Here is a 26848-nt window from a genome sequence, read left to right as displayed (position 1 = left end):
GGCCACCAGCAGGACAGGTGCGCGGGCATGACCGTCACTGTACGCGATCAGCCCGCCTCCGGTAAGCCGGTCGCGCCGGGTAGGTTGATCGGCGATGGACATCCTCGCTCTCGATCTGGGCACCTCCTCGGTGCGTGGGCTGGTGCTCGACGCGGACGCGGTGCCGCGTCCGGGCGCGCTGGCCCGTCGCCGGGTGCATCTGGTCACCGGGGACGACGGCACCGGGACGCTGGACGGCCCGGCCTACCTGGCGTGCCTGACGGAGTGCCTGGACGAGCTGGCCGCCGGCGGGCACCTGCGGGACGTGGACCTGGTGGCCACCTCCGCGCAGTGGCACTCGGTGCTGCCGCTGGCCGCCGACGGCACCCCGTCGGGACCGGTACTGACCTGGCTGGACACCCGGCCGGAGGCGCTCGCCGGCGCGGTCGGCCCGGCCGACCCGGCGGACTTCCACAGGCGTACCGGCACGTGGTGGCACCGCTGCTTCTGGTCGGTGCGGCTGCCCTGGCTGCGGGAGCACGGCGCGCGGAACGCACGCTTCACCGGGCTGGCCGAGTACGTGCTCGGCGCGCTGCTCGGCGACGTGCCGATGTCCATGTCGATGGCTTCCGGCACCGGGCTGCTCGACCTGCGCCGCCTGGACTGGGACCCGGAGGCGTGCGAGCTGGCCGGCGTACGCCCGGAGCAGTTGCTGCGGCTGGCCCCGGACGGCTGGCACGGCCGGCTGAACGCGGAGCACGCGCGGCGCTGGCCGCAGCTGGCCGGGGCGCGGTGGGCGGCGCCGGTCGGCGACGGGGCGGCCGCCAACGTCGGGTCGGGCTGCGTCGACCCGACGCGCGCGGCGGTGACCGTCGGCACCTCCGCCGCGGTCCGGATGATGCAGGCCGTGCCGGCGGGCGCGGAGCCGCCGCCGCTGCCGGAGCAGCTCTGGCGGTACCGGGTGGACCACAACCATGTGGTGACCGGCGCGGCGTACTCCAGTGGCGGCAACCTGTTCGCCTGGGCCAACCGGGAGCTGCGGCTGCCCGAGGGCGCGGCGCTCGAGGCGGCGCTGCGCCGGACCACCGGCTCGGTGCGGGCCAACCCGCGGCTGGGCGGTGACCGGCCGCCGGGCACGGCCCCGGCGGGCTCGGGCGAGCTGCGTGGGCTCAGCTTCGGCACCACCGCCGTGGACGTCCTCGCCGGGCTGATGGGTGGCCTGTGCCGGCTCGTCGCCGACGACCTGGTCCTGCTGGAGGGTGGCGTCGGCGAGCCGATGGAGGTGGTCCTCGGCGGCGGGGCGCTGACCGCCTCGCCGTGGTGGCGCGCGGCGTTCGCCGACGCGCTCGCCCCGCGCGAGGTGCGGTGGCAGCGCAACCCGGAGATCGGGGCGGCCGGCGCGGCGCTCGTGGCGCTGGGACGTCTGCCCGAGGCGGCGCACATCGGCGGCATCGGCCGGACGGACGAAACCGCCTCGCACGCGTGACGGTCCGCCCGAAGCGCTGACCGGCCTGCTCGTGCCGTCCGGGCGGCCGTTGACACGGACCGCCGGCCTGGTTGGATGGACTCCGCTCCCCGACGTGGTGGAGTGGAACGAGGAGGCAGGTGTGGGCGCAGGTCCCGACCCGGCTCGTGGCGCGGTCCCGCAGCCGCACCGGCGGCGCTCCGGGTTCCGGCTGCGGGACTGGCGGATGGGCACCAAGCTCGCCACCGTGCTGGTGATCCCGTCGCTGGCGTTCCTCGTCCTGGCCGGCATCCAGACGCGCGGTCTGGTCGGGCAGACCACCACGCTGAGCGCCTTCGCCGAGCAGGTGGGCATCGGCCGGCAGATCGCCGTGGCCGTCGACCGGCTCCAGCACGAGCGGGACCGTACCGCCGGGGAGCTGGCGGGGCTGCGCCGCGCCGGCACCGGCGCCGACCGGGACGCCGCGGTCGCCGCCCTGAAGCCACTGCAGGCGGCCACCGACCGCGCGGTGGCGGACCTGCGTACCGCGGCCGCGCCGCTGGCCGACGCCGACGCGGCCTGGCGGGTGTCCTACTCGGAGGCGCTGGAGGCGTACGACCAGGTCGTCAACATCCGCGCCGCGGTGGCGCCGGCGGTGCTGTCCAGCGACACCGTCCTCAGCAACTACCACCGGTCCGTCGCGGCGCTGCTGAACCTGCTGGCCGAGCCGTCGCCCGGCGGCGGGCGGCAGGAGCTGACCGAGGCGGTGCTGCGCTACGTGCAGCTGTCCCGGGTCAAGGAGTTGTCCTCGCGGATCCGCGCGGAGCTCTACGCCGCCGCCCGCTCCGGCCGGTACGAGGCCGACGACCAGGTGACGCTCAGCGACCTGCGGGCCCAGCAGCTCACCGCGCTCGGCGCGTTCCGGGTCGCGGCGACCGCCGACCAGATCCGCCGCTACGACCAGACCTCGGTCGACCCGGCCTTCGTCGCGGCCACCCGGATGGAGGAGCGGACCCTGCCCGGCGGCGGCGACGCGAAGCCGGCGCTGCTCGACGCGGAGCAGTGGTGGTCGGCCAGTGAGCAGCGGCAGGAGTTGCTGCGCCAGATGGAGAGCGGGGTCGTCGACGACGCGGTACGCCGGGCCGACGACGCCAGCGCCCGGCAGCTGCGCGACACGCTGCTGGTGGCCGGTGGCATCGCCACAGTGCTGCTGGTGGCGGTGGCGATCTCGCTGCTGGTCGGCCGGTCGGTGGCCCGCGGCATGCGGCAGCTGCGCGGCCAGGCGCTGCGGATCGCGCAGGTGGATCTGCCGCTGACGCTGGAACGGCTGCGCACTGTGGACCGTCCGGTCGGTGCGATCGACGTGCCGCCCGCGGTGATCGACTCGCAGGACGAGATCGGCGAGCTGGCCGAGGCGTTCGTCGCGGTGCACCGCAGCGCCGTCGACGTGGCGGTCGAGCAGGCGATGATGCGGCGCAACGTCAACGCCATGTTCGTCAACCTGGCCCGGCGCAGCCAGGTGCTCGTCGAGCGTCAGCTGGAGCTGCTCGACGACCTCGAACGCGAGGAGAGCGATCCGGACCAGCTGGAGAATCTGTTCAAGCTCGACCACCTCGCCGCCCGCATGCGCCGCAACGACGAGAGCCTGCTGGTGCTCGCCGGCAGCGAGTCGACCCGGCGGTGGAACCGCCCGGTGGGTCTGGGCGCGGTGCTGCTGGCCGCGAGCGCGGAGATCGAGCAGTACCAGCGGGTACGCCACGAGAACCGGGCGGACCTGCACGTCGTCGGGCACGCGGTGGGCGACCTGGTGCACCTGTTCGCGGAGCTGCTGGAGAACGCCACCTCCTTTTCCCGCCCGGAGACCACGGTGCGGGTCGTCGTCGAGCCGGACGGCCGGGGCGCGCTGGTGCGGGTCGTCGACGAAGGGCTGGGCATGAGCCCGGCGGCGCTGGCCGAGGCGAACTCGGTGCTGGCCGAGCCGCCGGCCGCCGACGTGTCGGCCTCGGAGCGGATGGGTCTGTTCGTGGTCAGCCACCTCGGCGCCCGCAACGGCGTACGGGTGCGGTTGCAGGCCGGCGGCGCGGGCCTGGTCGCCCTGGTGCGGATCCCGGTCGAGCTGCTGGCCGAGGCGCCCGCGCCGGAGGCGGGCCGGCCGGTGCCGGCGGGTCGGCCCGTACCGGGGGTGGACCGGAGCGTCCGCACGCCCACCGGTCCGGTAGCGGCGTCCGGGGCGCTCGCGGCGCCGACGGCCGAGCTGCCGGTGGCGGGATGGCGTCCGGCGCCCGGTCAGCCGGCGGCGCTGCCGCTGTCGCCGCTGACCGGCCGTCCGCTCGGGGACGGGCCGGAGGCGCCGACGTCCGGATCGCCGGCGCCCGCCGCGCCGGCCGGCGCCGCGCCGCGCCCCCGGCCGGCCCGGGCCGAGGACGTCCTGACCCCGGCTGTCGCCGGACCCGCCGGCGGTGGCTGGTTCAGCCGGCAGGGGCCGACGGCGTCGCCGCTGGGTGTGACGCCCGCCCCGGCGCCGACGCCGGTGACCGGAGGGACCAACGAGCGGGGACTTCCGGTACGGGTGCCGATGGCCCAGCTCGCCCCGGCCTCCGTGGCCGACCGCCCGGTGATGCGGCACGAGCCGGACCCGGAGGCGGTCGGCGGCATGCTGTCGCGCCTCTACAGCGGGGTGCGGCGCGCCGAGGCCGAGGAGACCACCGAGATGTACCTGCCGCGCGACGAAGGAGGACGACGACAGTGACGACGTTGAGCCAGGAGGCACGCGACCTGAGCTGGCTGGTGAACGCGTTCGCGGAGCGCGTTCCCGGGGTGGCGCACGCGGTGGTGGTGTCCTCCGACGGGCTCCTGGTGGCGATCTCGGCGCATCTGCCCCGGGACCACGCGGACAAGCTCGCCGCGGTGACCTCCGGCCTGATGAGCATCACCGCGGGCGCGGCCCAGATGTTCGACGGCGACGTCGTCAAGCAGACAGTGGTCGAGATGGGGCGCGGCTATTTCCTGGTGATGCAGATCCGGGACGGCTCGATCCTGGCCACGCTGGCCGGGGCGGACGCCGACATCGGCGTGGTCGGCTACGAGATGGCGCGGCTGGCCAAGCAGGCCGGCGAGATGCTCACCCCGGCGCTGCGCGCCGAGCTGCAGCAGGCGCTGCCGCGCTGATCCGCCGATGCGGGGCCCGGCCGGCTGCGCAGCCGGCCGGGCCGCCACCGCCTACAGCCCGTTGCGGCGGATCACGTCGCGGTACCAGTGGGCGCTGCGCTTGAGCACCCGCCGCTGGCTCGCGTAGTCCACGTAGACCAGGCCCCAGCGCTGCTCGTACCCCTCGGCCCACTCGAAGTTGTCCAGCAGCGACCAGACGTGGTAGCTCTCCAGCGGCACCCCGTCGCCGATGGCCCGGTGGGCGGCGGCGAAGTGGTCGCGCAGGAAGCTGACCCGCCCGGCGTCGTCGACGTTGCCGTCCGCGCCGGGCACGTCGGGGCAGGGCAGGCCGTTCTCGGTGATGGTGATCGGCACCCGGCCGTAGTCCCGGGTGACCCGGGTGAGGATGTCGTACATGCCCTCGGGGTAGATCTGCTGCCACTCCGCCTCGGAGGTGGGCCACTTGCGGACCGTGCTGCCGTCGCCGGTGACGTAGATCGGCGTGTAGTACTGCACGGCGAGCAGGTCGACCGGGCTGGAGATGATCTTCAGGTCGCCGTCGCGGACGCCGCGGACCATCCGGCTGTCCGGGCCGCGGTCGTCCAGCACGTCCTGCGGGTACGCGCCCTTGAAGATCGAGTCGAGGTAGAGGCGGTTCTCGTAGCCGTCGTGGAGCTTGGTCGCGGCGGCAGCCTCGGCGCTGTCGTCGGCGGGGTAGCAGGGGTGCAGGTTGAGGGCGGGGCCGATCCGGCCGGTGAGGCCGGAGGCGCGCAGCGCCCGCACGGCGAGGCCGTGGGCGAGCTGGAGGTGGTGGGCGACCAGGTACGCCGCGTCCTCGTCCCGGAAGCCCGGGGCGTGGTGGCCGAAGATGTAGCCGTTCTGCACCACGGTCTTCGGCTCGTTGACGGTCAGCCAGACAGGCACCTGGTCGCCGAGGGCGTGGAACACCGCGTCGGCGTACTCGGCGAAGCGCTCGGCGGTGTCCCGGTTCTCCCAGCCGCCGGCGTCCTGGAGGGCCTGGGGTAGATCCCAGTGGAACAGCGTGGCCATCGGCGCGATGTCACGCTCGTGCAGCCCGTCCACCAGGCGGCGGTAGAAGTCGAGGCCGCGCTGGTTGGGGCGGCCGGAGCCGTCGGCCTGGATGCGGGGCCAGGAGATGGAGAACCGGTAGCTGCGCAGTCCCAGGTCGCGCATCAGGTCGAGGTCCTGCGCGTACCTGTGGTAGTGGTCGGCGGCGACGTCGCCGGTGTCACCGTTGCGGATGCGCCCCGGCGTGTGGCTGAAGGTGTCCCAGACGGACTCACCCCGCCCGTCCTCCTTGGCGGCCCCCTCGATCTGGTACGCCGAGGTCGCCGCGCCCCAGCCGAAGCCGTCCGGGAAGCGCAGTCCGCGGTCCTGCTCCGGGTCGGTGGCGCGCTCGGGCGGGCTGCCGCAGCCGCCGAGCGCGACTGTCGACGCGGCGGTCGCCGTCGCGGTGGCGCCGGCGAGCCCGGTCCGGGCCGCGCCGGCCGCGGTCGCGGACAGGGCGGCGCGGCGGAGCAGGCGCCGTCGGGTGAGTAACGACATGAGGTTTCTCCTCGGAGTGACGGGCCGCCCTGGGCCGGGAGCGCTCCCATCATAGCCAGGGAGCGGCCGGCCCTGATCCGGCGGTCGCGGCGAGGTGCGGCGCGGCCGGCGGGCGGCCGGAAAGTGGGTGGGCGGGGGCGTCGCTCGGGAACGCCGCTCGGGGCGGCGTGAGCGGCGAGGGGTGGGGTGGATAGCGAGAAAGGCCGTCCGGGTGGCGTGTCACGCCTGTCCCGTCGGCCTCTTTTGCCGTCGACAACGGGGGTTTAGTGTGGGGACGGGGGAGGGCAACCCCCGTCCCCACCGATGGTGCACACACGCACGAAGTGGAATTGGCGTCCGTCGTGCGCGTCGCGCGGGAGCCGGGCCACGCGAGTGGCTCTGGTTCCACCTCCCTCCGTTTGGCGGGTGGCGGCCGGTGGCGGCGTCCGGGCTGGTCCGCCGCCGGCCTCTGGGCCGACGCGCCGGGCACGGGCGTACCCGGCGATCCAGTACTTGTATCACCGTCGATGGAAGCGCTCCCATCGGCGATGCTGCGACTGTAACGCCCGTCACGGGTTTGGAAAAGCCCCTAAACGAGATCGAAACATGGAAGCGCGTATCTGCGCTGGCCGTTGTGGTGGGAGCGCTTCCATGTCACACTCTCGTCACGCCACGCGGAGCCAGTGACGCGAGCGCGGGCCGCCGAGGGCACCCGGTGACAACCGGTGCGGCGCCCCGATCCCCGGCACGGCCGGGACGACCACCTTTCCGGACGCCTCCGTCCCCCCGCGTACGCCCCGTCGACGCGTGGAGGCGCCCCGCCGGGACCCCGAGGTCCCGGCCCGGTCCGAGGAGACACCGCCCACATGAGACTTCTGGCCAGACGTCGCCGTACGGCGATGCTCGCCGCCGCCGCCCTCGTCATAGGCGGGGTGGCCCTGCCCGCGGGCGCCGCCCAGGCCGCGCCCGCCTGCGACGTGACGTATGCGTCGAGCGACTGGAACAACGGCTTCACCGCCAACGTGACCATCAAGAACCTGGGCGACGCGCTCAACAACTGGTCGCTGAAGTTCACCTTCCCGAACAGCAGCCAGCGCGTGGTCCAGGGCTGGTCGGCCCGGTGGAGCCAGTCCGGCAGCGAGGTGACCGCCACGAACGAGTCGTGGAACGGCAGCCTGCCCACCGGCGCGTCCACCAGCATCGGCTTCAACGGCAGCTTCAGCGGCAGCAACCCGAAGCCCACCGCGTTCACCCTCAACGGGGTGGCGTGCAACGGCGCGCAGACCAACCAGCCGCCGACGGTCTCGCTGAGCGTGCCGTCCGGCCCGTTCGAGGCGCCGGCGGACGTCCCGCTGACCGCGACCGCCAGCGACCCCGACGGCACCATCAGCAAGGTCGAGTTCTACCGCAACGGCCTGCTGGTCAACACCGACACCACCGCGCCGTACGGCTACGACCTGCTCGACCTGCCGGCCGGCAGCTACACGGTGCAGGCCAAGGCGTACGACAACGCCGGCGCCTCGGCGGTCTCGGAGAAGTCGTTCACAGTGACCGCGGCCACCGGGCCGAAGCTGGTCGCCACCCCGTCCGCGGTCACCGTCAGCGAGGGCGGCAGCGCCACGGTCCGGTACACGCTCAGCGCGGCGCCCAGCGCCAACGTGCCGGTGACCCTCGCCGTCACCGGTGACAGCGACATCACCGTGTCGCCGACCACGCTGACGCTCACCCCGAGCAACTGGAGCACCGGCGTCACCGCCACGGTCTCCGCCGCGGAGGACGCCGACACGGTCGGCGGCACCGCCACGATCACCGCGTCGGCCACCGGCTACGCGCCGGTCTCCGTCGTGGCCACCGAGGCGGACAACGACAGCCCCGGCGGCGACAACGCCTACATCAAGAAGTTCCTCGACCAGTACGGCAAGATCAAGAACTCGGGGTACTTCAGCCCCGAGGGCGTGCCGTACCACTCGATCGAGACGCTGATCGTCGAGGCGCCCGACCACGGCCACGAGACCACCTCGGAGGCGTTCAGCTTCTGGCTCTGGCTGGAGGCGCAGTACGGCCGGGTCACCCAGAACTGGGCCCCGTTCAACAACGCCTGGACGGTGATGGAAAAGTACATCATCCCGTCGCACGCCGACCAGGCCACGGCCGGCTCGCCCGGCACCCCGCAGTACGCCGCCGAGCACAACCTGCCCAGCCAGTACCCGTCGACGCTGGACGCCAACGTCCCGGTCGGCCAGGACCCGCTGCGCTCGGAGCTGCAGTCCACCTACGGCACCGGTGACATCTACGGCATGCACTGGCTGCTCGACGTGGACAACACGTACGGCTACGGCCGCTGCGGCGACGGCACCACCCGGCCCGCGTACATCAACACCTTCCAGCGGGGCACCCAGGAGTCGGTGTGGGAGACCGTGCCGCAGCCGTCCTGCGACACGTTCAAGCACGGCGGCCCGAACGGCTACCTGGACCTGTTCGTCAAGGAGTCCAACGCCCCGGCCAAGCAGTGGAAGTACACGAACGCCCCGGACGCCGACGCGCGTGCCGTCCAGGCCGCCTACTGGGCGCTGACCTGGGCCAAGGCGCAGGGCAAGGCGGGCGACGTGGCGGCCACCGTGGCCAAGGCCGCCAAGATGGGCGACTACCTGCGCTACGCGCTGTTCGACAAGTACTTCAAGAAGATCGGCAACTGCGTCGGCGCGAGCACCTGCCCGGCCGCCAGCGGCCGTGACTCGGCGCACTACCTGCTCTCCTGGTACTACGCCTGGGGCGGCGCGTACGACGCCTCGCAGAACTGGTCGTGGCGGATCGGGTCCAGCCACAGCCACTTCGGCTACCAGAACCCGTTCGCGGCCTGGGTGATGACCAACGTCGCGGAGCTGAAGCCGAAGTCGCCGACCGCGGCCTCCGACTGGCAGAAGAGCCTCGACCGGCAGCTGGAGTTCTACACCTGGCTCCAGTCGGCCGAGGGCGGCATCGCCGGTGGCGCCACCAACAGCTGGGACGGCAGCTACGCCCAGCCGCCGGCCGGCACCGCCACCTTCTACGGCATGTTCTACGACGTCGACCCGGTCTACAACGACCCGCCGTCGAACCAGTGGTTCGGCATGCAGGCCTGGTCGATGCAGCGCATCGCCGAGCTGTACCTGGAGACCGGCAACGCGAAGGCCAAGGCGCTGCTGGACAAGTGGGTGCCGTGGGCGATCGCCAACACCACGCTGGGCACCGACTGGTCGATCCCGTCGGACATGAAGTGGACCGGCCAGCCGGCCAACTGGAACCCCAGCAGCCCGCAGCCGAACACCAACCTGCACGTCGAGGTGACGGTCAAGGGCCAGGACGTCGGCGTCGCCGGCGCCTACGCCCGCACGCTCATCGCGTACGCGGCGAAGTCCGGCAACACCGCGGCGAAGGACACCGCCAAGGGCCTGCTGGACGCGCTCTCGGCGGCCGCCGACAGCAAGGGCGTCTCGACGCCGGAGAAGCGCGGCGACTACAAGCGCTTCGACGACGTCTACAACGCCGCCGACGGCCAGGGCCTCTACATCCCCAACGGCTGGACCGGGAAGATGCCCAACGGTGACGTGATCGCCCCGGGCAAGAGCTTCCTGGACATCCGCTCGTTCTACAAGAACGACCCGGACTGGCCGAAGGTGCAGGCGTACCTGGACGGCGGTCCCGAGCCGGTCTTCAACTACCACCGGTTCTGGGCGCAGGCGGACATCGCCATGGCGTACGCCGACTACGGCACCTACTTCCCGCAGGGGTGAGGTGACCCCTCCTTCGTGGGCGGGCTCGCGCCCGCCCACGAAGGAGGCCGACCCGGCCGATGGGGGAACGGAGCGGCCGGGTCGGCGGACGGCCTGACGCCCACGGTCAGGCCGGGTGGGCCGGCCGTCCGGCCGACGCAGCGGACCGGCCGGCCCACCACTCCGCCCGGTGACGACCCATGGCGCGAAAAGGCACGCAAAATTCAGCGGTCCACGGGATCACATCCGGGCCGTGGACGGAGTAACGTATTTGACGGAGAGGCCGCTCCCCCCGTGGCGGCCTCTCCATTACTCTTCCCGGACCGGCTCACCGCCGGGCACCGGCGCCGTCACCGGGTGCCGCAGTCCCGGATGCCCGGCCGGCAGCGACCGCCGGATCACCACCCAGCTCGACGCCAGCGCCGCCGCGATCAGCGGCCAGGTGAGCGCCGCCCGAGCCACTGTGAGCGCGACCACCTGCCCGTTCAGCCACAGCGGGATGAACACCGCCAGCCGCAGCACGTAGGTGCCGGCCCACACCCAACTGCCCCGGCCGTACGCCCGCAGCAGCGCCGGGTCACGCCGCCATGTGGTCCGCTGGCCCAGCGCCGTGCCGACCACCACGCCGAGCAGCGGCCAGCGCACCACGACGCTCACCGCCCAGGCCAGCGCGCTCGCCGCGTTGGCGGCGATCTGGAGCAGGAAGAAGTCCTCGGCCCGGCCGGTACGCAACGCGACGAGCGCGGCCACGCAGACCGCGAGCAGCCCGATCAGCACCGAGCGGGGACGGTCCCCGCGCCGCCACCGCCAGCCGGCCACCGCCGCGCCGGTCAGCAGCGCGGCGAGCACGCCGCCACGCAGCCCGCCGAGCACCCAGCCGAGCCCGAACGCGAGCGGCGGCAGCGTGGCGTCGACCGCCCCGCGCCGGCCGCCGAGCAGGTCGGCCAGCGACTCCGGCCGGGGCCCGGCCTGCGGTTCCCGCTGCGGCGTGCCGGTCACGCCCCACCTCCTCGAATCGCCCGCCTCACCGTACGCCGAAGCCGGTGGCGCTCCGCCGCGCGCGTGGGCGGCCCTACCGTTAAGTTGTCCGGGTGCGGGAGACGGCGAGGGGTTGGACGGCGGTCTGGTTGGTCGTACTGGCCCTGCTGCAGACAGCTGCGTTCGTGGTGGTGTGGCGCTTCGCCGTGCACACCGAACTGGGCCAGTGGCTGGACACGGTGGCGCTGACCGGCAACCGGATCGGCCAGGACCGCATAGACGGTCCGGTCGACACGCTCCTCAACGCCATGTCCGTGGTGTCGCTGCTGGCCGCCACCGCGGTGATCGGCTTCATCGCGCTGATCCGGGGCCGCAAGGCGCTGGCCGTCACCGCGACGCTGCTGATCGCCGGGGCGAACGTGACCACGCAACTGCTCAAGCACTTCCTGGTCCGGCCCGACTTCGGCATCGACCCGGAGCGGGCGGCCGCCGGCAACAGCCTGCCCAGCGGCCACACCTCCGTGGCCGCCTCGGTGGCGGTCGCGCTGATCCTGGTGCTGCCGCGCAAGCTGCGGGCGGCCGGGGCGTTCCTCGGCGCCGGGTACGCCGCCGCCGCGGGCGTCGCCACGCTCTCCGCCGGCTGGCACCGGCCCAGCGACGCGGTCGCCGCGTACCTGGTGGTCGGCGCGTGGGCCGCGGTCGCCGGGCTGGTGCTGCTGGTCTTCCAGCGGGAGCAGGCGGTGGTCGAGCCCGGCGACGCGCACCGGGTGGCCGCCGCCGTGCTCGGCGGCGCCGGCGCGGTGGCGCTGCTGGCCTCCGCGCTGGCGTTGTCCTGGCTGGTGGACCGCTCCACGATCCCGGTGGAGGCGCTCGGCCGCCGTCAGCTCTTCGTCGGGTACGCGGGCAGCGCGGCCGGCATCGCCGGCACGATCGCCGTGGTGGCCGCGCTGGTGCTGGTAGTGGTGCACCGGCTGGTGCCCCGGTGGAAGGGCTGACCGAGCGGATGGAGACGGTACGGGCGGCGTTCCGGGCCGAGTGCGACAGCCTGGAGCGGGTGCTGCGCGACCTGGACGACGCGGCACTGGACCGGCCCACGCCGTGCCCGCCGTGGCTGGTGCGCGACCTGATCGCGCACGTGAGCACCGGCGCCGGACGCCTGGCGGGGATGCTCACCGAGCCCGCGCCGCCCCGGGCCGAGGTGGACGCTGCCGCCTACTTCGGCGCGGCCAAGTTCAGCCCGCCCGTCGACCGGGATCGCGTCGAGGGCGCGCAGCGCGCGGCGCGGGAGCACCCGCGCGCCGCCGAGGTGGCAGCGGAGTTCGGCCGGGCCTGGCGCGCCACCGACGAGGCGGTGGCCGCCGAGCCGCCCGCACGGGTGGTGCGCACCCGCCACGGTGACGCGATGGCGCTGCCGGAGTTCCTGCGTACCCGGGTGGTGGAGGTCGCGGTGCACGGCCTGGACCTGGCCGACGCGCTGGACCGGCCGCCGTGGCTGACCACGGCCGCGGCGGACGTGGTGGTCGGCGTGCTCACCGGCGACGCGCCGGTGCCGCCGGGCCTGCGCTGGGACGCGCTCACCGTGCTGCGCAAGGCCACCGGCCGGCTGCCGGTGACCGGCGACGAGCAGGCGGAGCTGACCCGCGCCGGCATCGGCCGCCTGGCCTTCGGCGGCTGAGCCCTCCTCAGCGCGCCGCGCAGCGCCGCAGGTGATCCAGCACGACCGGGTCGATCCGGCCGGGCACGAAGCGTTCCTCCAGGTTCTCCAGACCCGTCCAGGCGGCCAGCGCCTCGTCCAGTCCGTCCGGGCCGACCAGGTGACCGGTGGCGGCGAGCAGTTCGGTCACCTCGGCGGCGAGCGGGCCGGTGAGGTCGCGCAGCGTGGCCGGGTCGGGGCGGCCGAACAGCATGTGGTGGATGCCGAGCAGGCGGCGCAGCTCGGAGACCGGGTCGGGATGGTCGTCCACCCGCAGGTCCACCAGCTCGTCGCCGGTCCCGGCGTAGCCGCCGTGGCGCTGCACCACGAGCATCGCCGCGCTCTGCCGCCCGCGCCGGTCGCCGCCGGCCTGGTCGCCGGCGGTGAGCGCGGCCAGCAGGCGCTGCGGGAACGGCAGTTCCGCACGGGCCAGCCAGGCGTCGCGCAGCGCGTCGATCACCTGCGGGCCGGTCAGGATGTTGCCCTGCGCGGCCCAGCCGTCGCCGGCCTGCCCGCCGGCCCAGGGGTGGCAGCGCGGCCCGGTCCAGGTGGCCCCGTCGCCGGTCGGGCCGACCACGGCCAGCTGCCGGTCGTCGCGCCCCGGGTCGGCGGCCACCAGCCCGGCCACCGCGTCGGTGGCGCTGACGCCGGTCCGTAGCAGCGCGAGCGCCTGCGCCCGGTAGGCGAGGTTGGCGTGCGCCTGGGTGGCGACCGCCCCCACCAGCGCCTCGGCGGCCGGCACCAGCGCCCCGGCGGCGAGGAACCGGCTGGCCACTGCCACTCCGAACAGGCGCCCGTCGGCGGAGCGGGCGACGAGCGAGAAGGTCACGCGCGGATCGTAGCCCGGAGGGCGGGCGCGGGGCCCCGCTCCGGCGGCACCGCTCAGAACGGCGGCGCGGCGTCCTCCGGCGGGCGGCCCCACGCCCGCCGGGCGTCGGCGACCGCCACTGCCGTCAGGACCGCCGCGGCGAAGCCCGCCGCGACGACCGGCGCGAGGCGCACCAGCAGCGGTACGGGCAGCAGCAGCGCGGCGATCCCCACCAGGCGGGACGGGGAGACGCGGCCGAACACCTCGTACTCGAAGCGGGCCCGGCCGGCCAGGAACAGCGCCGGACCACCGAGGATCATGGCCAGCCAGGGCAGTTCGTTGTGCCCGACCGGGTGCTCGATCACCAGTTCGTAGCCGATCGCGGTGGCGACCACCCCGATCACCATGACCAGGTGGGTGTCGGCGGCGGAGCGGCCGACGGTGGCCGGGTGCGCGGCCCGGGTCACCGCCTCGCCCAGGATCTGGCCGGCCCGTTGCACGTAGATCCGCCACAGCAGCACCGAGGTGGCGAGCGCGACGGCGAACGCGGTGACCATGCCGGGGCTGGTGGGGGAGCGGGTGAACGACAGGCCGGCGAGCAGGATCGTCTCGCCGAGCGCGACCAGGAAGATCTGCTGGTAGCGCTCGGCCAGGTGCTCGCCGTGGATGTCCCAGCGGGAGACCGTGGAGCGGCCCAGGCCCGGCACCGGCCAGCCGAAGCGGCCGCCGAGGTACTCCAGTACCAGCGCCGCGGTCCAGAGCATCACCCGGGCGTTCACCGGCAGCAGCGCGCCGGCCAGCCAGAGCACGCCCGTGGCGCAGAACGTGATCAGCATCCGCAGCTTGAGCCGGCGGTACTGGACCTTGTGCAGCACCAGCATGAGGATCGCCGGCCGGCTCACCTGGGCGATCACGTACGCGGTGGCGAACATCAGGCCGCTGTGGCCGAACGCGCGGGGGACCGCCACCCCCATCACCATCGCCGAGATCAGCGCGGTGATCACGATGACCTGCAACCACAGGTGGTGCGGGTCGTAGCGGCTGGTCGTCCACGCCGTGCCCTGCCAGACGCCCCAGAGCGCGAGAAGCAGCAGCAGCGTCTTGCCGCCGCCGGTCACCGCCGACCAGCCGTTCTGCCCGCCCTCCAGGACCAGGTCCTCGAAGGCGCGCGCCGAGATCCGGGTCAGCGCGAACACGTACACCAGGTCGAAGAAGAGTTCCAGGAACGTGGCCCGGTCGGGCCCGTCGCCGGAGCCGCGCAGCGCGGCCGGCTCGGCGGTCCTCACCGCCGAGCTCCGTCCCCGGTCCGACTCATGCGGCAGTCGTAACACTCTTTCCCGGCTTCTCGTCACCGATCACCCATATCGCCTTGGATCTTGCCCGGGGCGGTGCCGGACGGGCACCATCGACGGGTGACGAACCGATGGGGCATGACAGTGCCGTTGGGCGGCATTCCGCTCGCCGACCACGCCGCCGTCTACGCGGCGCTCGACGACGCCGGATTCACCGACGTGTGGTCGTCGGAGGTGGCCGGCGCCGACGCCTTCACCCCGCTGGCCCTGGCCGCCGCCTGGTCGCCGCGCCTGCGCCTCGGCACCGCGATCACACCGGTCTTCACCCGCGGCCCGGGACTGCTGGCGATGAGCGCCGCCGCGCTGGCCGAGGCGGCGCCGGGCCGCTTCGCGCTCGGCGTCGGCGCCTCGTCGCCGGTGCTGGTGCGGGACTGGAACGCGATTGGATTCGACGAGCCGTTCAAACGGACCCGGGACGTGCTGCGGTTCCTGCGGGCCGCGCTGCGCGGCGAGACCGTCGACGGCGCGTTCGACACGTTCGCCGTACGGCGCTTCACGCTGGAGCGTCCGCCGAGCGTGCCGCCGCCGGTCGTGCTGGCCGCGCTGCGCCCCGGCATGCTGCGCCTGGCCGCCGCCGAGGCCGACGGGGTGATCCTGAACTGGCTGGCCGCCGAGGACGTGCCGACCGCCCTGGCCGAGGTGGGCGAGCGCCGCCCCGGGTTCGAGGTGGCCGCCCGCATCTTCGTCTGCCCCACCGAGGACGCCGCGTACGCCCGCGCGCTGGGCCGCCGCATGATCACCGGCTACCTCACCGTCCCCGCGTACGCGGCCTTCCACAGATGGCTGGGCCGCGAGGACTCGCTCGGTCCGATGTGGCAGGCGTGGGCCGCCGGGGACCGGCGGGGCGCCTCCGCCGCCGTACCGGACGAGGTGGTCGACGCGCTGGTGCTGCACGGCTCACCCGAGCAGTGCGCGGCCGCCGTCCGCCGCTACGCCGACAACGGCGTCGACGTGCCGGTGCTGGCCGTGCTCCCCACGCCCGAGATCACCGAGGGCGGCGCGGCGGCCTGGCTGGATCTGCTGTCCCGGCTCGGCCCCGGAGAGGTGGCCTGAGATGAACCTGACCGACCGGGTGGTGGTGATCACCGGCGGGGCCGGCGGGATCGGCGCGGCCCTGGGCCGACGGTTCGCCGCCGAGGGCGCCGCCGCCGTCGTGCTGGCCGACCTGGCCGCCGACGCGGCCCGCGCCACGGCCGAGGCGATCGGCCCGGTGGCCACCGGCGTCGGGCTCGACGTCACCGACGAGGCGGCGGTACGCGCACTCGTGGACGACACCGAGCGCCGCCACGGCCGGATCGACCTGTTCTGCGCCAACGCCGGAGTCGCCACCGGCGGCGGCATCGACGCGCCGGACGCCGACTGGGACCGCGCCTGGCGGGTCAACGTGCTGGGGCACCTGCACAGCGCCCGCGCGGTGCTGCCCGGCATGCTCAGCCGGGGCCAGGGCCACCTGCTGCTCACCTGCTCGGCGGCGGGCCTGCTCACAGCGGTCGGCGACGCGCCGTACACCGCCACCAAGCACGCCGCGGTAGGGCTCGCCGAATGGCTGGCGATCACCTACCGGGACGCCGGGATCCGGGTCAGTGCGCTGTGCCCGCAGGGCGTGGACACCCCGATGCTCGCCGACGGCCTCACCGAGGGGCACCTGGGCGCCCGGGTGATCGCCGCGTCCGGGACGATCCTCAGCCCGGACCAGGTCGCCGAGGCGGTGATCGCCGGGCTGGCCGAGGAACGGTTCCTGATCCTGCCGCACCCCGAGGTGGCCGACTACGCCCGCCGACGTGCCGAGGACCCGGACGGCTGGCAGGCCGGGCTGCGCAAACTCGTCCGGAAGCTGCGCGCGAGCCTTCCTCAGTCGTGAGGGATCTCCTGCCCGTCGACGCACGCGGGAGACCGCCAGTGGGCCAAGGGCGGGCTTCATGTGGGTCGGGTCAACGACGTGGGCATCGTGCTGCGGACGGATGCGGATTCAGCCATCGTCACCGGTTCTCGCCATCACCGGCGGGGTTGCCGTCGCCGCCGGCTCCGCCGCCGCCGGCGGTCCGGATCGGGTGGGTAGCAGCAGGGCGGCGACCACTGCGCCGGCCGCCAGTACGCCGATCACGAGCCAGACCGTGGTGGTGAGGGGCAGCTGTTGTCCGGCGATGCTGCCTGCCGAGGCACCCACCACGGTCGCGGCCATCTCGGCGGCGGAGAAGGCGGATCCGACCCGGCCGAGCTGACGGTCCGGGGTATGGCGTTGGACCTGCACCTGGACCAGCATCAGCAACGCGCCACCGGGCAGGCCGGCAAGGGCGATGAAGACCAGCGCGGCGGCGAAGTGGTGGATGAGGAAGAGCCCGGCGAAGCAGAGGGTGATCGCCGCCAGGCAACCGGTGAACGACAGCCGGAGGAGCCCGCTACGGGACAGCACGTTGCCGACGTACGCGCTGGCCAGGAAGCCGCCGCCGAGCGCTGCCATGAGCACACCGACGTCGCCGGCGTCGCCGCCGAGGACGCTGATGACGTACGGCACCAGAAGCACGTTCAGAGCGGCGTTTGCCAACAGGAAGAGGCTGGAGACGACGAGAGTCGTGCGGAGGATCGGATGCCCGAAGAGGAAGGCCAGTCCCTCCCGGAGTTGCCCCCGGAAAGCGGCCAGCCAGGAGGACGCGTCCGGCTGCTGCCCGTCGTCGGTCACCCGCAGCCGACCCATTCCGAAGATCAGTAAGGCCGAGAGCAGGTACGTCGCGGAGTCGATCAGCACCAGGCCGTCGAAACCCACGAGGGCGTAGAGCGCGCCGCCCAGGGGTGCGCCGGCGAGGCGGACGATGCCGCTCGCCACCGTGTTCCAGGCGTTCGCCGCCTCCAGGTCGCCGCCCCGGCCGACGACGGCGGGCACCACTGCCCGGGCCGCGGACTGGAAGACGTGCCCGATTGCGCTCTCGAAGAACATCGCCGTGTAGAGCAGCCACAGCATTCCCGGATCATCGACCACGATCAGCGCGAGCACGACGACCATGCGCAGCAGGTCAGCGCCGACCATCACCGTTCGCCGGTCCCACCGGTCGGCCAGCACCCCGGCCAGGGGCGCGAAGACGATCGCGGGCAGGGTCTGCGCGACGAAGGCGAAACCACTGCTGAGCGTCGACCCGGTCATCGTGTAGACGTAGACCGGCACCGCGACGATCATCAGCCAGTTGCCCAGGTTGGACAACAGCGTGCTGGTCCAGAGCAGACCGAAACGCCGGTTCCTGATGCAGATCACCGCTCACCTTACTTCCGTGACGCCGGCTGCCGGTGTCCCACAGGCGTTCGACGACCAGGAGGTCAGCAGATGGTCAGGAGGACTCGTGGCGGTACCGGCTCGGCGATCCGGTTACGGCTGTTGATCAGCGTCGCCACCGTAGCGGCCCCGGATGGATCGTCCACAGCAACTGTCGCCACCGTGGCCGGGCCGAGCGCAGCGCCTCGGCGAAGCCGGCGCTCAGTCCTGCGGCCCGGTCCGCCTGTTCCGGCGTGACGCTGCCCGGCGCGAAGCCCGCCTGGTTGAGCAGAGCGGCCAGCTCGTCCACCGTTGCCTCATCCGGGTCGCCGATCGCCGCGTCCTCTCCGGGCCGCGCCGCGCGGGCCTCGGCGAGCGTCCGGCGGGCCCGCTCGGCGACCTCCGCCGCCGCCAGGTCCGGCCCGACCGGATGCCCGGCCAGACGCAGCGCGTCGGTCAGCTCCCGCCACGCTCCCGCGACCCGCTCGCCCGGATCGCCCACCGCCAGACGGGAGCGGGTCAGCCGCCGGCGCATCGCGACCAGCGCCGCCAGCACCGCGCCGACCAGCAACACCAGTCCGCCGACACCGCCGCCGACCAGCGCCGGTGTGCCGAGCCCGCCCTCGTTCCGGCCGGGTGCGGGCGCGGCAGCCGGAGGCGTGGCGCTCGGCTCCTCGGTGGGCGCCGGCACCTCCGACGGCGGCGGGTCCTCCGGCTGCGGCCGGAAGTCCTCCTCCACCGGACGGGGCTCGGAGTCCGGGCGCGGCATCGGATCGAACGGCACCCAGCCGACGCCGTCGAACAACACCTCCGGCCAGGCGTACGCGTCGGCCGCCCGCACCGGCCCGTCGCCGTCGGGCCCGAACCCGACCACCACCCGGGTCGGCAGGCCGGCGAGGCGGCCGAGCACCGCGAACGCGGCGGCGAACTGCTCCGACGTGCCCCGCTGCCCACCGCCGTTGCGCGGCCCGAACAGGAAGAACGCCAGATTCGGGTACGCGTGCCCGCTCGGCGCGTCGGCTGTCACCCGGTAGTGCTCGGCGAGGAACGTGGCGATCGCGTCGGCGCGCGCGTACGGAGCGCCGTTCGACTCGGCGAGCTGGGTGGCCAGCCGGCGCAGCGGTTCCGGGGCGCCGTCGGGCACCCGCAGCACCCGGGCCACCTCGTCACCGGCGGGCACGTTCGCCGTGGGCAGCAGGTTCACGTCCGGGCGCTCCCGCACCGAGGACACCTCGTACCGCAGCCCCGGTACGAGCCCTTCCGGGCGGATCAGCGTCCCGGTCGCCGGGTCGTACGCCACCCGCGCGCCGGTCACCTCGCGTGGCGTGGGCACCGCGGGCAGCAGCCGTCCGGTCAGGTCGCCGACGGTGATCTCCTGGCGCACCTCGTCGGTGGCCGCGTTCGGGGCCGGCTCGGTGGCGGGCAGGATCCGCCCCGCGTTGCGGTACGTGGCGCCGACCCGCCAGGTCACCCCGTCGTAGTCGCTGAGCACCGCCAGCCGGATCCGCGGCGCCCCGCCGTCGCCCGCGCCCGCGACGGTGCGCACGTCCAGCAGCCGCTGGTCCGGGTTCAACGCCCAGCCGGAGATCCGGATCAGCGGGTTCTCGTCCAGCGACTCCACCCGGGGCGGCTCCACGTAGCGGCGCGGGTCGACCGGCCGCTCGTCCACCTGGGCGGCCACCACCGGGGCGAGCAGCGCCGCCAGCGCCACCACCACCGTGAGCCCGGCCGCGCTCGCCGCCACCAGACGCAGCCGCACCGCCGAGCGTACCGCCGGGGTCAGACCGGCGACCGGATCGGGCGCCGGGCCGTCGCGACGCCCGGGCGTCGCCAGGCCGGCCGCCGCGACCGCGGCGAACAGCACCGTCGGGCCAATCGCCGGATCCGCGTTCGGCCCGACGACGTAGAGCGCACCGGCGTAGAGCAGCGCCGGCGGCAGGTGGCCCAGCAGCACCCGCCCGGCGCGCAGCGCCACCTCGGCGGCGGTCAGCCCGGTCAGCCACGCGGCCACCACCGGGACCAGCACCGTGTCCGGGGCCGGCTCGACCGGAATCATCGCGGTGAGCAGCCGGGGAATCGCGTTACGGGCGGCGTCGGCGGTCACCTCGCCGAGCCCGCCCGGCAGCGCCGCGTGCGCGGCGGCCAGCCGCAGCGACAGCAGCGTCCACCCGGCCATCGCGGCCACCGACAGCGGCGCGACCAGCCAGGACGGCAGCCGCCGCGCGGCCACGCCGACCAGCACCGATCCGAGCGCCGCGCCGGCCATGAGCCGGGTCAGCAGCGGATCCGCGTACACCCGGCCAAGCACCGCACCGGAGAGCGCGACCAGCACGATCAGCGCGGCCGGTACCGGCACGGCCCGCAGCACCCGGACCGCGCGTTCCGCCGCCGGTTGGGTCCGTGGCGGCGTCACCACCGGCGGATCCCGTCCCACTCGGCGGCGAACGCCGCGCCGTCCGCCGCGTCCAGCACCGTGAGGCCCGTCGCGCCGGCCGCCGTCGGCCCGTCCGCGCCGAACATCCCGACCACCACCGACGGGTACGCGCCGCGCAGCGCGCCGACGTGCCCCAGCTCGTCGCGGCCACCCGGCCCGGTCAGGAAGACCAGCGTGTCACCGAGCCGGTCCCGGCGCAGCCGCCCGGTCGCGGCCGGCAGCACGTCCGGCCCGGCGTCCGCCAGCTCCACGGCGGCCAGCCGGTCCAGCGGCCCGGCCGCGCCCTCCGGCTCCACCTCGGCCGGTACGACGAGCAGCAGCTGCACCGGCAGGTCCTCCCGCACCGCGGCGGCCACCACCGACGCGGCCGCCTCGCACGCCGACTCGAACGACTCCGCGACCCCGCCCACCCGGCCCGGATGCGCCGACGCGCGGTTGTCCAGCACCACCACCAGGCGCGGCAGGCTGGTGTCCACGTTCTCCCGCACCATCAGCTCACCCACCCGGGCGCTGGTGCGCCAGTGCACGCGGCGCAACTCGTCGCCCACCACGTACTCCCGCAGCGAGTCGAACGTGATCGACCCGTGCGGCACGCTGTCGGTACGCCCGTCCAGGCTGCGCCCGGCACCGGTCGGCACCGCCGAGAGCGGGTGAATGCGCGGGTGCACCCACACCGGCACCGTGCCGCCGTAGCCGCGCGCCAGCGCCACCAGGCCCAGCGGATCCCGGCGCACCACCCGCAGCGGCCCCACCGGCACCACACCACGCCGGTGCGTCGGCACGTCGTAGCGCACCACCGTGTCGCGGCCCGGGCGCAACCGCAGCAGCGGCACCGGCACCAGCGCCCCGGCGCAGCGGTCCTCGGCCACCAGGTTCGCCGCCCGCAGCCGACCGGTGTTGCGCACCGTCAGCTCCATCGCCGCCGGCTCACCCCGGGCCACCCGGTCCGGGTCGGCCCGCCGCGCCACGCTCAGCCGGGGCCGCCAGGCCGCGTTCACCACGCCGTAGCCGACCGCCACCCCGGCCGCCGCGCCCAGCACCGTCAATTCGGGGTACGCGTAGCGGAACCCCACGCCGAGCAGCACCAGGGCGGCGACGAGCAGCCCGATGCCACGGGCGGTGATCCCCACGCTCAGCCGTGCACCGGCGTGGCCTGGCCCGACGGCAACGGCACCGGCACCGACGCGACCGCCTGGCGCAGCACCTCGGCGGACGTCACACCACGCACCTGCGCGTCGGGGGTGAGCAGCAGCCGGTGCGCGAACACCGGCTCGACGAGCGCCTTCAGGTCCTCCGGCATGATCCAGCCCCGGCCGTCGATGAGCGCGTACGCGCACGCCGCCCGGGTCAGCGCGATCACGCCGCGCGGACTCACCCCGACCCGCACCTGCGGATGGGTACGGGTGGCAGCGGCCAGCCGCACCGCGTACGCGTACAACGGCTCGGCGATGTGCACCCGCCGGGCCATCTTCACCATCTCGCCCACGGTGGCGGTGTCGGTGACGGCGGTCAGCGAGTCGGGGGAGCGGACCGTGGCGCCGCGCAGCACCTCCACCTCGACCGCCTCGTCCGGGTAGCCGACCGACAGCTTCACCAGGAACCGGTCGAGCTGCGCCTCGGGCAGCCGGTACGTGCCGTCCATCTCCACCGGGTTCTGCGTCGCCACCACCAGGAACGGCTGCGGCACCGGATGCCGTACGCCGTCCACCGTGACGGTGCGCTCCTCCATCACCTCCAGCAGCGCCGACTGCGTCTTCGGCGACGCCCGGTTGATCTCGTCGGCGATCACGATGTTGGCGAACACCGGCCCCGGGTGGAACTCGAAACCCCGGCTGGCCTGGTTGAAGATCGTCACCCCTGATACGTCGGAAGGAAGCAGGTCCGGCGTGAACTGGATCCGCCGCCACTGCCCCTTCACGGTGGCCGCGATCGCCCGCGCCAGCGTGGTCTTGCCGACGCCCGGCACGTCCTCCAGCAGCACGTGCCCCTGCGCGAACAGCGCGGTCAGCGCCAGCCTTACCACCTGCGGCTTGCCCAGCACGACCGCGTTGACGTTGTCGGCCAGCCGGGCGGCCAGGGCGGCGAAGCCCTGCACCTCCGGCTGGCTGAGCGGTTCGTGCGTGTTCACGGATGCGCCTCTCGGGGTGGTGCGGTCAGCAGGTGGGCAGCAGGTTGATGTCGTCGCCGCCCTCCAGGTTCAGCCAGGCCCACGGGATGTAGTCGCGGCCCTTGCTGTGGTCGACGCGCACCCACCAGGTGCTGCGCTTGTCGTTGTTGTAGATGTAGGCGTAGACCTCTTCGCCCTTCTTCTTGCAGTAGGCCTTCAGCCGGGCGCCGTTGGGCTCCCAGCCTGCCTGCCTGCTGTTGTCCTGCTGAGTGACCGAGAAGATCTCGTTGCCGTTGCGCTCGCCGGGCACGTCCCGGGAGCAGTAGGTCGCCTCCGCGCCGGAGGAGCCGTTGCGGCAGGTGGCGATCCCGTACAGCGCGTCCGTGGTCTGCGGCCGGGAGGCGGTGCCCTTGCCGGCGGCGTTGGACGCGGTCAGCGTCACCGTGTACGCGGTACCCGGCGTCAGCCCGGTCACCCGCAGGCTGGAACAACTGCCGCTCGCCGTCTTCCCACCGGTCGCCGCCGTGCAGGAGGCCCGCCCACCTCCCGCGTCCACAGTGAACGTCACAGTCACCGACGTGGCGTCCGCCGACGAGCCGGTCACCGTGATCCGCGGCTCGGCCACCGTCCGCGCGGTGGTGCTCGCCTCCGGGCCGGCGGCCGCCTCGTTCACGGCCTTGACCTTCACCGTCACGTTCTGGCCGTTGCCCAGCCCGCCCACAGTGGCCCGCACATCGGTCACCTCGACGGACTTCCCGGCCGCCTCCACCACGTACTTCGTCACCGGCCGGCCGTTGTCCACCGCCGGGGACCACTGCACCGCGACCGTGCCCGGCTGGTCGGCGACAGTGGACGCGCGCAGCTCGCCGGGCGCCTTCGGCGCCGTGAACGGCACCACCGTGTTGCTCACCGGCGACGCCTTCGACCCGGCGCCCTTCTCGCTCACCGCCGTCACGGTGAACGCGTACTGGGTGCCGTACTCCAGTTGCCCGGCCGCCACCACCAGCTCCGTCTTCGCCGACTCGCCCGCCGGGGCGCTCGCGCCCGCCGAGGTCGCCGTCACCGCGTACTTCGCGATCTTGTTGCCCTGGCCGTCGGCCTCGGGCCAGCTCACCCGCACCGTGCCGTCCGGCCGCGCCTCGGCGGTCACCGACGCCGGCGGGTCCGGCACCTCAGCCGTCGGCACCACCGGGTTGCTGCGCCGCGCCGGCCCCTCACCCTTGGCGTTCACCGCGTGCACCGAGAACGTGTACGTCTCGCCGTTCGTCAGGCCGGTCACCTCCAGCGACCGCTGGTTCGCGCCGACCTGGCGGGTCTGACCGGCGCCCTCCACCACGTACCTGGTGATCTCGGCGCCGTTCGACGCCGCGGCCTGCCAGCTCACCCGCGCCGAGGCGTCACCGGCGGCGGCGGTGACCGACTTCGGCGCGCCCGGCTTGGACACCTTCGGCTTCTTCGGCGGGGGCGGCGGCGGAGCCACCGGCGGCGGATCCCCGCCGAGCACGTCGTTCGCGTACTTGTCGACCTCACGCACCTGGTTGCGGTCGTCGACCACCTGCGCGGTGGACGAGTCCGGCGGGTTGATGAACAGGTGGTTCTCGCGCACCTCCAGCTCGACCGGACCGGGGCGGCCGGCGCCCTTCACGGTCTGCACGAGCTGCCCCTCGGCGTCGAACGCGTAGACCGTGCCGGTCGTCTCGTCGGCGCAGTAGAACCGGCCCGCCCACGCCACCGCCGGGCTGAGCCGCACACCGTCGCCCGGCACCGTGAACCGCTTCACCTCGCGGCTGTCCCGCACCACGTGCACCGACCGCTCACCGGGAACCGTCACCGGCACCTGCTGCCCGCTGGTACGGGTCGGCAGGTAGCCCGGCGCGGTCATGGTCAGTGCCGCCCGCTGCGTCTGCCCGCCCACCACCGTCACCAGCGACGCCGAGGTGCGGTCCAGCACCGCCACGCCCTCGTCCAGCGTGGACACCACAAGCTCGTGCGCCGGCTCGGCCACGTCGTACGTCTCGACGCGCTTCGGGCTGAGCCCGGCCGGCGGCGCGTCACCGGGCGTCTCCGGCAGCTCGGCGGCGGTGACCGCCGAGACGGTGCCCTCGCTCGGCACCGCGATCCACAGCTTGCCGGCGCCGTCGAACGTGCCGCCGGCGATGCCCGGCGGGTAGCGGACCGGCTCGCCCACCGGCGTCAGCGCCCGCGGGTCGAGCTGCCGGACGATGCCCTGCACCGCGTCCACCACGAACGCCGCGTCCTCGTGCAGCGCCACGCTCACCCCGAGCCCCGGCGCGGTCGGCGTGGTCGCGGTGATCTGCAACGTCGCCAGGTCCAGCGAGCTGACCTGGCCGGTCTTGAGGTCGCGCAGGATCAGCAGCCGGTCGGTCTGGGCCACCTGCATCTGGTGCCGCCGCCCACCCGGCACCTCCATCCGGGTGTCCACCCGCGCGGTGACGCCGTTGACCCGGGCCAGCTCGCCGCGGGTGGTGCTCCACAACCAGGAGGAGGCGTCGTAGCTCGCCACCGCGTTGTCCGCGGCGCCCAGCCCGAGCACCGTCAGGCCCATCGCGGCCAGCAGCGCGGCCACCGTGCCGATGGTCACCAGCCCGCCCCGCATACGCGATCGTGGACGAGCCTGCTCCGGCCCGGTGCCCGTGACGTCCTCGATGGTGGTCACTGCCGGCTGCCTCCCCGTGTCGGTGGGGGAGGCGCACCCGCGCGAGGTCGACCCTCCCCAGAGCCGGGAGCCATCATAGGTGCCGCCCGGTGCCGGTGAAACCCGCACCGTCCCCCTGTGGACACCGAGCGTGGCGTCCCCGGACCGTCAGTTCGGCGTCGCGCCGCCCTCCCGGTCCGTGCAGACCTGACCCGAGGTCGAGTACGAATCGGTCGCGTAGACAGCCAGCACGGTGAAGCAGTAGTCCAGCTTCGCGCTCAGCCCGTTCACCGTGTAGCGGGTCTGCCCCGCGTCCACAGTGGCCATCACGCCGAGCTTCTGCCCGGCCCGGCCACCCGCCACCACGAACGGCACCCCGCCGTTCGTCGGGTCGGTCCAGGTCACCGTGACAGTGGTGGTGTCGTCCCGTAGCTGCAAGTCGCCCGGGGGCGGACCGGCCACCTTCGGCGACGCGGCGCCGGACGCGGGCACCGGAGCCGGCGGCGCCGCCTCCCGGTTCAGCAACACCACGCCGACACCGACCGCCGCCACCACCGCGAGCACCGCGCCCCCGGCCACCAGGGCCAGCACCGTGCGGTTGCGGCCCGGCCGCTCCGGCTCCATCGGGTACGCGCCCGGCGGCTCGACCGGCGCCGGCTGGTGGAACACCGGCGGGTTCACCGGCCAGGCACCCGGCTCCGGCTGCGCCGGCGGCTCCGGTCGCGTGGACTCGGGAAAGTCCAGCAGATCCTCGTAGATCGGCATCGGCCGGTTCCGTTCCGGCGCGTCCCCTTCCGCCTGTCCGGCCGCGTCGCCGGCCGTCGGCTCGTCCGGGTCAGGCCCGTCCGTGTCCTGCTCGGGGTCGGCGGGCCGGTCGACCGGCTGGGACGGGGCGACACTGCTCCACGGCGGCGCGACCATGCCCCACGGCGGCACGGAGCCGCCGCTGACCGGCGCGGCACTGACGGGCGCCGCATGTGGCTGGCCGGCCAGTGACGGGTAGTCGCCGTGACCGGGTGGTCCGCTGACCGGAGGGTAGCCGGTATGGCCAGGTGGTGCGCTGATCGGCGGGTAGGCGCTGTGGCCGGGCGGGGCGTAGGTGCCCTCGCCGGGCGGGGCGCTCACCGGCGTGTAGCCGCCCTGGCCGGGTGGTCCGCTGACCGGTGGTGGGTAGCCGCTGACCGGAATTCCGCTGATCGGGTACGCGGCCGCACCGCTCACCGGTTGCCCCAGTGGGCCGCTGACCGGGTGCGTGGGCGGCGCGCTGACGGGAGGCGGCGTGGGCGTGCCGAGGGCTGGCCCGTTCACCGGTGGCGTGGACGGTGAACCAATCGGTGGTGGGCCGGCTTGCGGTCGTGCTTCACCCGGGGGCGTGCTGGCAGCGGGTGCGCCTGCGCTCGTCTGCTGCGCGCTCACCGGCGGCGCGATGGCTGGCGGTCCGCTCACCGGGGGTGTGCCGGCCGGGGGTCCGCTGACTACGGGTGTGTCGGCCGAAGGTCCGCTGCTCTGGGTGCCGTCCACCGGCGGTGCGCTGACGGGACCGGATACCGAGGGCTTGGACGCGGTGCCGGCGGCCGCTGTCGCGGCTTGGCGCTCCGACTCCTCCTCCAGCAGCGGGCCGATCTGCTGTACCTGGATCGTCGGCTTGTCCCATCCCGGTCCACCCGGGACGGTCGGTGGCGTACCCGCGCCGGGGCCGCTCACGTTCG

18 protein-coding genes are annotated in these 26848 nt (G+C 74.3%); 8 read left to right on the top strand and 10 right to left on the bottom strand.

Features of this window, described 5'->3' with window-relative positions:
• The first annotated feature begins 94 nt into the window (after positions 1-94).
• From DQE82_RS08390 to DQE82_RS08380, 3 genes are all read left to right on the top strand, one after another.
• Positions 95-1465, top strand: a complete 1371-nt coding sequence (locus DQE82_RS08390) for an FGGY family carbohydrate kinase (protein ID WP_113972424.1) — start codon at positions 95-97, stop codon at positions 1463-1465.
• 121 nt (positions 1466-1586) lie between these two features.
• Complete coding sequence (locus DQE82_RS08385; protein ID WP_233514611.1) at positions 1587-4172, top strand: nitrate- and nitrite sensing domain-containing protein; 2586 nt, start codon at positions 1587-1589, stop codon at positions 4170-4172.
• Between the two features lie 5 nt (positions 4173-4177).
• Positions 4178-4591, top strand: a complete 414-nt coding sequence (locus DQE82_RS08380) for a roadblock/LC7 domain-containing protein (RefSeq protein ID WP_196806755.1) — start codon at positions 4178-4180, stop codon at positions 4589-4591.
• A 51-nt stretch (positions 4592-4642) separates the two neighbouring features.
• Here the strand turns inward: DQE82_RS08380 and DQE82_RS08375 are convergent, their stop codons facing one another.
• Complete coding sequence (locus DQE82_RS08375) at positions 4643-6136, bottom strand: GH1 family beta-glucosidase (protein ID WP_113972422.1); 1494 nt, start codon at positions 6134-6136, stop codon at positions 4643-4645.
• An 854-nt stretch (positions 6137-6990) separates the two neighbouring features.
• On the opposite strand from DQE82_RS08375, the gene DQE82_RS08370 reads away from it, so the two are divergent.
• Positions 6991-9888, top strand: coding sequence for a glycoside hydrolase family 48 protein (locus DQE82_RS08370; protein WP_181373777.1), 2898 nt, complete (start codon positions 6991-6993; stop codon positions 9886-9888).
• A gap of 288 nt (positions 9889-10176) precedes the next feature.
• Here the strand turns inward: DQE82_RS08370 and DQE82_RS08365 are convergent, their stop codons facing one another.
• Positions 10177-10866 (bottom strand): DUF3159 domain-containing protein, encoded by a 690-nt coding sequence (locus DQE82_RS08365; RefSeq protein ID WP_113972421.1) that lies wholly within the window; start codon positions 10864-10866, stop codon positions 10177-10179.
• 92 nt (positions 10867-10958) lie between these two features.
• Between DQE82_RS08365 and DQE82_RS08360 the strand changes: the two genes are divergently transcribed.
• Both DQE82_RS08360 and DQE82_RS08355 read left to right on the top strand, forming a co-directional pair.
• The gene (locus DQE82_RS08360) at positions 10959-11840 is read left to right on the top strand and encodes a phosphatase PAP2 family protein (protein ID WP_113972420.1); all 882 of its coding nucleotides are present in this window, start codon (positions 10959-10961) and stop codon (positions 11838-11840) included.
• Between the two features lie 8 nt (positions 11841-11848).
• Positions 11849-12520, top strand: coding sequence for a maleylpyruvate isomerase N-terminal domain-containing protein (locus DQE82_RS08355; protein ID WP_113972707.1), 672 nt, complete (start codon positions 11849-11851; stop codon positions 12518-12520).
• A gap of 7 nt (positions 12521-12527) precedes the next feature.
• On the opposite strand, the gene DQE82_RS08350 is transcribed toward DQE82_RS08355, so the two are convergent.
• Positions 12528-13367: a DUF1028 domain-containing protein gene (locus tag DQE82_RS08350; RefSeq protein ID WP_113972419.1), complete on the bottom strand. Its 840-nt coding sequence runs from the start codon at positions 13365-13367 to the stop codon at positions 12528-12530.
• A gap of 53 nt (positions 13368-13420) precedes the next feature.
• Complete coding sequence (locus tag DQE82_RS08345; RefSeq protein ID WP_113972418.1) at positions 13421-14632, bottom strand: low temperature requirement protein A; 1212 nt, start codon at positions 14630-14632, stop codon at positions 13421-13423.
• Positions 14633-14776: 144 nt separating this feature from the next.
• Here DQE82_RS08345 and DQE82_RS08340 point away from each other — a divergent pair, with 144 nt between their 5' ends.
• On the top strand, positions 14777-15751 hold the full coding sequence (locus DQE82_RS08340; protein WP_113972417.1) for an LLM class F420-dependent oxidoreductase: 975 nt from the start codon (positions 14777-14779) through the stop codon (positions 15749-15751).
• A gap of 1 nt (position 15752) precedes the next feature.
• Positions 15753-16559, top strand: coding sequence for an SDR family oxidoreductase (locus DQE82_RS08335; protein ID WP_113972416.1), 807 nt, complete (start codon positions 15753-15755; stop codon positions 16557-16559).
• Positions 16560-16667: 108 nt separating this feature from the next.
• Here DQE82_RS08335 and DQE82_RS08330 read toward each other — a convergent pair whose 3' ends face one another.
• The 6 genes from DQE82_RS08330 to DQE82_RS08305 form a co-directional block, all read right to left on the bottom strand.
• Complete coding sequence (locus DQE82_RS08330) at positions 16668-17945, bottom strand: MFS transporter (protein ID WP_113972415.1); 1278 nt, start codon at positions 17943-17945, stop codon at positions 16668-16670.
• Between the two features lie 124 nt (positions 17946-18069).
• Entirely contained in the window at positions 18070-20358 is a 2289-nt protein-coding gene (locus DQE82_RS08325; RefSeq protein ID WP_113972706.1) for a transglutaminase domain-containing protein, read from the bottom strand.
• Positions 20352-21506, bottom strand: a complete 1155-nt coding sequence (locus tag DQE82_RS08320) for a DUF58 domain-containing protein (protein ID WP_069087747.1) — start codon at positions 21504-21506, stop codon at positions 20352-20354. The genes DQE82_RS08325 and DQE82_RS08320 overlap by 7 nt, the downstream gene beginning before the upstream one ends.
• Before the next feature lie 2 nt (positions 21507-21508).
• The gene (locus DQE82_RS08315) at positions 21509-22504 is read right to left on the bottom strand and encodes a MoxR family ATPase (protein WP_064445403.1); all 996 of its coding nucleotides are present in this window, start codon (positions 22502-22504) and stop codon (positions 21509-21511) included.
• Positions 22505-22529: 25 nt separating this feature from the next.
• The gene (locus tag DQE82_RS08310; RefSeq protein WP_199495983.1) at positions 22530-25100 is read right to left on the bottom strand and encodes a fibronectin type III domain-containing protein; all 2571 of its coding nucleotides are present in this window, start codon (positions 25098-25100) and stop codon (positions 22530-22532) included.
• A 207-nt stretch (positions 25101-25307) separates the two neighbouring features.
• Entirely contained in the window at positions 25308-26360 is a 1053-nt protein-coding gene (locus tag DQE82_RS08305) for a fibronectin type III domain-containing protein (protein WP_233514647.1), read from the bottom strand.
• Positions 26361-26848 lie beyond the last annotated feature (488 nt).

Origin of the sequence: Micromonospora sp. LHW51205, assembly GCF_003315815.1 — a bacterium.
Lineage (GTDB): Bacteria > Actinomycetota > Actinomycetes > Mycobacteriales > Micromonosporaceae > Micromonospora > Micromonospora chalcea.
Note: the sequence above shows the minus strand (reverse complement) of the source record. Positions and strands in the feature narration are given on the sequence as shown.